The 7782-nt window shown below is 48.1% G+C and carries 8 protein-coding genes; 2 read left to right on the plus strand and 6 right to left on the minus strand.

What is annotated here, in order from left to right; all coding sequences use genetic code 11:
- Window positions 1–63: 63 nt before the first annotated feature.
- The 6 genes from mazF to IQ256_RS27740 all read right to left on the minus strand — a co-directional run bounded on the left by mazF (window position 64) and on the right by IQ256_RS27740 (window position 4101).
- On the minus strand, window positions 64–396 hold the full coding sequence (mazF, locus tag IQ256_RS27715; RefSeq protein ID WP_193858923.1) for an endoribonuclease MazF: 333 nt from the start codon (window positions 394–396) through the stop codon (window positions 64–66).
- A gap of 3 nt (window positions 397–399) precedes the next feature.
- Entirely contained in the window at window positions 400–642 is a 243-nt protein-coding gene (locus IQ256_RS27720; RefSeq protein WP_193858924.1) for an AbrB/MazE/SpoVT family DNA-binding domain-containing protein, read from the minus strand.
- A gap of 379 nt (window positions 643–1021) precedes the next feature.
- On the minus strand, window positions 1022–1258 hold the full coding sequence (locus tag IQ256_RS27725) for a DUF6429 family protein (protein WP_193858925.1): 237 nt from the start codon (window positions 1256–1258) through the stop codon (window positions 1022–1024).
- Window positions 1248–2891: a cation:proton antiporter gene (locus tag IQ256_RS27730; RefSeq protein WP_370623565.1), complete on the minus strand. Its 1644-nt coding sequence runs from the start codon at window positions 2889–2891 to the stop codon at window positions 1248–1250. Before IQ256_RS27730 ends, IQ256_RS27725 begins: the two co-directional genes overlap by 11 nt.
- 85 nt (window positions 2892–2976) lie before the next feature.
- Complete coding sequence (locus IQ256_RS27735) at window positions 2977–3432, minus strand: NUDIX domain-containing protein (protein ID WP_228025354.1); 456 nt, start codon at window positions 3430–3432, stop codon at window positions 2977–2979.
- A 192-nt stretch (window positions 3433–3624) separates the two neighbouring features.
- The gene (locus tag IQ256_RS27740; protein WP_193858927.1) at window positions 3625–4101 is read right to left on the minus strand and encodes a DUF4079 domain-containing protein; all 477 of its coding nucleotides are present in this window, start codon (window positions 4099–4101) and stop codon (window positions 3625–3627) included.
- Window positions 4102–4316: 215 nt separating this feature from the next.
- Here IQ256_RS27740 and IQ256_RS27745 point away from each other — a divergent pair, with 215 nt between their 5' ends.
- Complete coding sequence (locus IQ256_RS27745) at window positions 4317–6122, plus strand: M48 family metallopeptidase (protein ID WP_228025355.1); 1806 nt, start codon at window positions 4317–4319, stop codon at window positions 6120–6122.
- A 136-nt stretch (window positions 6123–6258) separates the two neighbouring features.
- Window positions 6259–7338 (plus strand): magnesium-protoporphyrin IX monomethyl ester (oxidative) cyclase, encoded by a 1080-nt coding sequence (gene acsF / locus IQ256_RS27750; RefSeq protein WP_193858929.1) that lies wholly within the window; start codon window positions 6259–6261, stop codon window positions 7336–7338.
- Window positions 7339–7782 lie beyond the last annotated feature (444 nt).

The following is a 7782-nucleotide window of genomic DNA, read 5'->3' on the forward strand; positions in this document are numbered from 1 at the left end:
CAGTTCGACCTCACCCGCTTTCACCTCTTTGATCAGGAAAGCGAACAAGTAATCTGAGCTGAACTAAGACAGCAATACTTCAATTTTAGAGAGAACATCTACAACAACAGAAGAGGGAAGCGTAATGATGTATTCCGCTCTCCGCACCCGCCAGTCAAGACTTTTCACTTGGTCAGAAAGAACAACCCCGCTAATAGGTTGCTCTTTTGGGATAGGTACCTCAAACGGGTAGCCTTTGATCTTGCTAGTAATTGGACAGAAGATAGCTAATCCCACCTTTCGATTGTAGGAAGCTGGCGATAGTACGATTGCTGGTCGTCTACCTGATTGTTCTCTACCTATCTGAGGTCTAAAATCTAACCAAACCGCATCCCCGCGTTCGGGTACATAGACCATTATTTACCAAGCCTCATTACCTACAGAAGCATCCGTATCGATCTCTTCATGAATATTCTCAGCGGTGATTCCTGCTAACAGATCCTCTAGAGAGTAAACCAGTTTCTCAATCGGTGCGATGACTAGCTTTCCATCTACCAAGCTCAGCTCAACCTCCATATCAGGTTCTAGCGAAGTTTCAGTAGCAAACGACTTAGGAATCCTCAGCGCTAAGCTGTTGCCCCACTTTTGTATTTTAGTCTTCATAATCAATCTCCCTACACCAGATGCAGTAGTATCACAATACCTATTATGAACTTGATTATGGTTGAGGTAACCACTATTCTATTGCTGTTATTAAAAAGGCTAGTCGAAGTAAGCGCAGTATACGTAGCACTAGAGGCCTATCACTGCTCTCACAGAGGAGAATTTCAGGGTCACGAGTGACGTAGCGCGAGGTTGTTTCAGCAAGCATAGAACAGCTGATCAGATGAGGATACTTGACCTACTAAGTATAGCGGTTCGCTGAGCGTATCTAGTCATAGCTCTGGTATTATCCAACCTTACTTTCTTCGAAATCTATCACTGACGCTACTGACTTTCGCAAAATAGCTTTGCTGATCTTTTTGTCGATCAGAGTGTTTACTTATTCCGCTTCTTTAACAAATAGTTTTTTGAACAGTTCCTCACATTTAGCTTGGCCTTCTATAGTGAGAGGAATAGATTTGTTTTTTGTTGTTGGGTTACCTAGTAGCCCTTTTTCGTGCAGTCGATTGGTCGTATCCCAGTCGTATCCTTTCCAAGTCGCTGCATCTCCGTGCGTTCTGGTCAAAAACATTAAAGCTAGCGTCGCCTCGTCTATCGCTTCATAGTCATATTCCATGATGATCTCTCCTAGTAGTTTCAACGATCGTAACTGGTAATCTGCTTGCCTTTAAGATAGAGACAGGGATAGCTCCTATCGCCTGTTCACTAGCAGAGCTATGGCTACCTTTCCCAATAACAATACTCGTTGCGTTGGAGTCTTTGGCCGCTCTACTAACCTCTTCTTCGATAGTACCTAAGGTCACAATAAATTGATGACGGATATCAACAAGCAAGTCACTAACTTGAGATTTTAGACCTTCTAATTCCAGGTTGTCTGATGGCTGATAGACGTGAAGTACAACAATCATAGCTTCGCTATGTCGAGCTAGTTCTGCGGCTCTGAGCAGGACTTGTCTAGCGGTTGGAGAATTATTGATAGCTACAAGGAGAACAGGGTTATGCTCAGTTTCCACCTTTGTCGGATCGACCGGGTCGCGTTGCAACAGCTTTGGCGCAAAGGTCGGAATGGCCCAGGCTCCTAAGGGGGCGGTGACTAAAATGGAGAGAGCTGCGATCGCCAAAATTACTTCTCCACCCTCTACGCCCATCGCCAAAGGAATAGCACCAATTGCCGCCTGCACCGTTGCCTTTGCCGAGTTTCCTGGCAGTAAAAAAAATCGCTCCTGCGTTGTCCAGTTGCTGCCTAGCGTAGATAGATACCAGCCAAGAGATCGCCCCACCAACGTTCCAATTGCCAGCAACAATAGCCCTAGCCAAAAAATCTCTTCTAAAACGCCAATTTGAAGACTTGCACCCAATAAAACAAATAGAACAATCTCAGCGATCGCCCACAAACTGCTAAACCCTTGACGTAGCTGCCTCGCCAAAGGCGGGTCGAACCCAATCAAAAAGAAGCCTGTGGCCATTACCGCTAAATAGCCAGAAAACAATGGCATCCTCTGCGCGCTCACGACTAGCAGCAGCGCACCGCTCGCCGCTATCAAAGTGCTTTGTCCAATCGTCTGCGCCCATCGCTGACGAACGATCAAAGCCACTAGCAGCTTTGCACTTAGCCAGCCAGCCACAATGCCCAAGCTCACCTGCATCACGACTTGAAAAGGCAGCACTTGCAGCGGACTTAGAACCAAGCCGCCAGGTAAAGCCAGCCCTGCCGTCTCCGCCTGCGATAAAAACGCCAGCAGCAGACTAAACACCAATAGCAGCAGCACATCTGATAGGGCACTGCCCATCAAAATGGCATCGGGAATTCCCTTCTTAACGCCGTATCCCAATCTTTTTAGCCGCAGCATTCCGGGCACGATTACCGCCGGGGATTCCGCCCCAATCACGCACCCCAGCAGCAATCCCGTAAGAAAATCAAATTGAAACAGCCAGATCGCGCTTAATGCGACTGCGATCGCCTCGCAAGCCGCAGGCAAAACCCCCAGCCGCAGCGCGACTGTTCCCTGCTGCGCCAGCTTCTCCGGGTCTAGCCCCAGCCCAGCTTTCATCAAAATCACCATCACCGCGACGCTACGGAGCCCATCCGCCGATTGCAGCACCTCCACGCTAATGGCATCACCGAACGAGGGGCCTAACGCCATGCCAGCAATCACCATGCCTAGCAGGGCAGGCGATCGCAGTCGCTCAGCTAATCTGCCAGCAAAAAAGCCACCTAATAGAATCCAGATCCAACTCGCTAGCACCACATCTTATCCAAATAGGCCAGATCCAAATAAGCCAGTCCGAACAAGCCAGTCCGAACAAGCCAGTTAAGCAGGCCAGGCAAACAAGCTAGTTCAATGAAACGAGACCACTTTCAATAAAATCCAATAGTACCTGTCGATGTGGACCGCCCAGCGATCGCATCTCGCCCAACTTTTCAGAATATTTCTGGCCCGATTGAACTTCTGCGACTGAACACAGTGCCATATCTTGGCCTTCATTCAGCCGCAGCTCGCTTAGCGGCGCTGCCAGCTCAGCATAATAGTAATAGCGCCTGTAGCCTACACTTTCGCGCTCGCAAAACAATTTGGTCTGAGCAGGTGCGTAGCCAATTTCCTCAATCAGTTCGCGCTTCACGCTGCATTCTGGGGATTCATTTTGCTCTGCATGTCCGCCGAAAAATCCCCAGATGCCTGGGTAGTGGATAGTTGGCAAATCGTCTCGCAGTTGCATCAAAAAGCGGCCTCTCTGATACAAAATAGCCAGCGCCACCCTCACCAAAGGCGCATCCATCTTCATATCCATAGTCTGTCTGAGGTTATAGAAAGTTTTTTTGATATGACGGGTATATTAATTGCAAGAGCAGTTGTTCACTGTGCCAAACGGCGCTTCTCGAAGCCTCTGCGTGAATTAGCAGTGAGATAGCTCAAAGGCAGACCTTAGTCATTCGTAAGGTCTGCCTCTTTCTTTTTCAAAACTATCTCTAGCCAAACACCTTTAGCTAAACATACTGCTCAAAATCCGCTGGACGATCTGAACGCCTGTGACTGCCTGCCAGCCAAACAGACCCACCAAAACAGTATTCAAAGCAATATGGGTGTAGCGGGCTGTGTCATTACCGTTTTTCATAAACGGCACCAGCGAGGCTGAAGAGGCAATTAGTCCCATCATGCCAAGACCAGCTAATAGATGCGGACCAAAGAACAGCTTGCCGTTGTTGAGATAAGTGACCCCCATGCCACCGATACTGACAATCACCATAGACGCTAGTATTACAGAGCCAGCCTGATGATGGCGAGCTAAGAATTTACCTTTGATTAGCTGCTTTTTCTCTTCCCCAGTCGCCAGGCGAGTTTGCCGATGCTGATAGCCTAGATAGCCAGCATAAAGAGTTAAAGCAAAAATCCCCCACATCAACACGGGATGGATAAAATTAAGCCAGGGTTTGATTGCATCTATAGTCTCGGAATTCATAGAGTCATTATTTAAGATCTATTACATATTTCAGTATAGCGAAAGGTCTGATTGTTCTAAACAAATTAGTCGCTAACGATTTTGGCGTGGCTTTTGGTGTGGCTTTTATAGAGCTATGAGTCCAGGCCAGTTCTGTTCACCTATCATGTCTGTTGTCTCTGCGCTTTGAGTCGCAGTCACCCATGAAAAAAATTCACTCACTCATAAAGGCCGCAATGTTGGCCTTGTTTACTACGCTTCTGGTAGTCATTGTAGGGACTCAGCTGCCCGCTACGGGCAAAACGTCTGCTGTGTCGAGTTCAGCCGTTGTTGCTAGCGCTGAGGCGGAAGTCGCTGACAATTCTGAAATTAACGATCTTGAGATCAACGATCTTAAAGCTGATGAAGCCACAGAAGAATCAGTCGATTTAGAAGGATCTGTCGTTGAGGAAGAACAGTCATCAGAAGAGACAGCCGAAGATAGTAGCGAAGCAGAGACAGAAGCGTCCGTTGACGCTGCGGAAGAAAACGTTGCTGGAGAGGAGGTCGCGGAAGAGGGTACTGCTGAGGGTAGTTCGCCAAGCGTAACAGCAGAAGAGCGGGTTCGCAGAAAGCTTTTGATTCAGGCAGATAGAGAGTATGCAGCCGGAAATTTTTCAGCGGCTAGAGCCCTTTACCAGCAGGCTAAGAATCAAACTTGGCTCATTCCCCAACAGTTTCGGGCGCTTCCGCCTGAGCCTTTTACAGACGAAGCCGCGCTCAGACCTGGCGCAGCGGTGTACTGGAGAGAGGCCAAAGCAGGTGCTGATAATCAAACGCCCGCTCAGACGCTGACGGCGCTAGGGCTTTTGACTGAAGAGTACCCCGCTTTCATTCCAGGACATTTGCGCTACGCGATCGCCCTCCAGGAAAATGACCAGCCTGACGCCGCTGCCGACGTGCTCGAAGCCGCACTGACCCAGTATCCCGGTCAAAGCGATCTGCTCCTAGCTCAGATTGATCTATTCATGGCCCAAGCGCAGTGGTTAGAAGCAGCGATCGCCTCACGTCAGTTCGTTGCCCTTAATCCAGACCACGAGAGCACCGAACAGCAGCAGCAGCTAGCCGCCGAGAACCTGCAGCGATTTCAAAGAGAAACCAGAGCAGAGATTCGTGAAGGTGCGATCGCAAATGTCTTCACAGGCGCGCTTGGCTACGCCCTGACGGGTAATATCTTTGGCCCCTTCACTGCGGCTAACTCCACTATCTTGCTGCTGCAAGGAGAAAATACCGTTGGCGCTCAAGTATCCAATCAAATTCGTCAGCGCCTTCCGATGCTGCAAAACCCTGAAGCGATAGGATACGTGCGTCGCATCGGCAATCGCCTATCCAAGGCCACTGGCCGCCGCGATCTAGACTACGAATTTCATATCATTCTCGATCCCAACCTCAACGCCTTTGCGCTGCCCGGCGGCAAGATTTTTGTCAACGCAGGTGCCATCCTCGACACCCAATCCGAAGCCGAACTAGCTGGACTGCTCTCCCATGAGCTAGCCCACGCTGTTCTTTCTCACGGCTTTCAAATTGCCACTAGAAGCAATCTCAGCAGCAGTATCGCCCAATACCTCCCCTATGGCGGCTTAATCAACAATGTTTTCCTCAGCGGGTACTCCCGAGATATGGAACGTCAAGCCGATATCGTCGGCACCCAAATTCTTGCAGCCAGCGACTACGCGGCGGACGGCGTCTACAACGTCATGGTCACGCTTAATGAACAAGCTCAGGCCAGCGGTCGCAATGTGCCTACCTGGATCTCTAGCCACCCTAACCCCGAAGACCGCGTTACCTATCTTAAAACGCTAGTCGAACGCGGTGGCTATGACCGCTATGCCTACGAAGGCGTAGCCAGTCACGAAGAAATTCAAGCAGTCGTTGCCAGAGAGCTAGCTGCATACCAGGCTCAGCAGACAGCAGAGCACTCGCCCGAAGAAGTTGTTGACGACGCAGTAGAAGAGCGCCAGCAAACAGACTTGTACGACGCGGTAGACCGATTCAACTGGTAGTTCACTTAGACTCTCTCTGCTTACTTCACTTTCCTATTCAATTCTTTACAATTCTCAAACTCGTGTCTTCACAGCATTTGAGCTTGGTACACTGATATGCATAAATTTCGGATATGAAGGTCAGGCAGAGGCACACATGGTAGCAACCAAACCTAATCAAACGCAGTTCGATGAAATTCGTCCCGGCGTCAAGGCACCCGCCAAAGATACGATTCTGACCCCTCGTTTTTACACTACTGACTTCGAAGAAATGGCGGAGATGGATGTCTCTAGCAACGAAGAAGAGCTCAAAGCCATCATCGCTGAATTCAAAGTTGACTACAATCGTCACCACTTTGTTCGCAACGAGCAGTTTGAAGGCGCATGGGACCACATTCAAGGCGAGCGCCGTCAGGTTTTCGTTGAGTTTCTAGAGCGCTCTTGCACGGCTGAGTTTTCTGGCTTCTTGCTGTACAAAGAACTCGCTCGCAAGCTCAAAGGGCGCAACCCCATACTGGCTGAAGGCTTCGATCTGATGAGTCGTGACGAGGCGCGTCATGCAGGCTTCTTGAACAAGGCGATGTCAGACTTTGATCTGCAGCTAGATTTAGGCTTTCTCACGAAGAGCAAAAAGTACACATTTTTCAAACCCAAGTTCATCTTCTACGCTACCTACCTATCTGAAAAGATTGGCTACTGGCGCTACATTACAATCTTTCGCCATCTAGAAAAGCACCCTGAAGATACGATCTACCCTATCTTCAACTTTTTCGATAACTGGTGTCAGGACGAGAATCGCCACGGTGACTTCTTTGCCGCCATGATGAAGTCTCAGCCCCAATTCTTGAACGATCTAAAAGCTCGCTTGTGGTGCCGATTCTTCTTGCTTTCAGTGTTTGCCACCATGTACCTCAACGACATCCAGCGTAAGAGTTTCTACGCGGCTCTAGGATTAGACGCTCGTGAATATGACATCGAAGTGATCAAAAAGACTAACGAGTCAGCAGGTCGTCTGTTCCCCATCATTCTAGATGTAGAAGATCCTAAGTTCTTTGCTGAGCTAGATAAGTGTACCAAGCATACTGCTGCAGTTAGCCAAATCAGCCAGTCTGGGCAGAACAAGATCATTCAAACCCTGCGAAAGATTCCTCATATCATGGCAGTCGGAAGCAGGTTAGTGAATCTGTACTTGATGAAGCCGATTAGTATGGAAGCCAATCGAAATGTTGTTCGATAGCATCTAGCTTTATACAGCAATATCCGAATAAATATCTGAATATTGTTGTATCTCAATATAGCTGACAGGAGATAGCGCCCAATGGTGCTATCTCTATTTTGTTGAATTCTTTTATTAATGTTCATTTAACAGAAAGCTATAAGAGATATGGTTATCGATTATCGCGGTAGTGTAGGGCTACAACACAGTGGATTAACTTACAAAAGTCTCTTTTATCTTTAGATAAGAGATTCTTTTGTTCTGCTTGAGAGAACAGTTATTAGAAGATGCTTTTTCCTAAACGTTAGCTATTCTACGATAAAGAAAAGCAAGAATAGTTAGCTACGCTCTTCAATATGTACGCAGCTATCAAAAATAAAGAGCTTCTATATCACTGCCTTTTATTCGACGTTGATTCACAGATCTTTTGATACATAGCTTTTCTCCGCTAGAGAGTATAGATAG

Origin of the sequence: cf. Phormidesmis sp. LEGE 11477, assembly GCF_015207105.1 — a bacterium.
Lineage (GTDB): Bacteria > Cyanobacteriota > Cyanobacteriia > Phormidesmidales > Phormidesmidaceae > Phormidesmis.

Bases quoted from the DNA above. Each gene is read 5' to 3' on its own strand.
- IQ256_RS27720 (WP_193858924.1), bottom strand. From the start codon at position 642: ATGAAGACTAAAATACAAAAGTGGGGCAACAGCTTAGCGCTGAGGATT.
- mazF (WP_193858923.1), bottom strand. From the start codon at position 396: ATGGTCTATGTACCCGAACGCGGGGATGCGGTTTGGTTAGATTTTAGA.
- IQ256_RS27740 (WP_193858927.1), bottom strand. From the start codon at position 4,101: ATGAATTCCGAGACTATAGATGCAATCAAACCCTGGCTTAATTTTATC.
- IQ256_RS27735 (WP_228025354.1), bottom strand. From the start codon at position 3,432: ATGGATATGAAGATGGATGCGCCTTTGGTGAGGGTGGCGCTGGCTATT.
- acsF (WP_193858929.1), top strand. From the start codon at position 6,259: ATGGTAGCAACCAAACCTAATCAAACGCAGTTCGATGAAATTCGTCCC.
- IQ256_RS27745 (WP_228025355.1), top strand. From the start codon at position 4,317: ATGTTGGCCTTGTTTACTACGCTTCTGGTAGTCATTGTAGGGACTCAG.
- IQ256_RS27725 (WP_193858925.1), bottom strand. From the start codon at position 1,258: ATGGAATATGACTATGAAGCGATAGACGAGGCGACGCTAGCTTTAATG.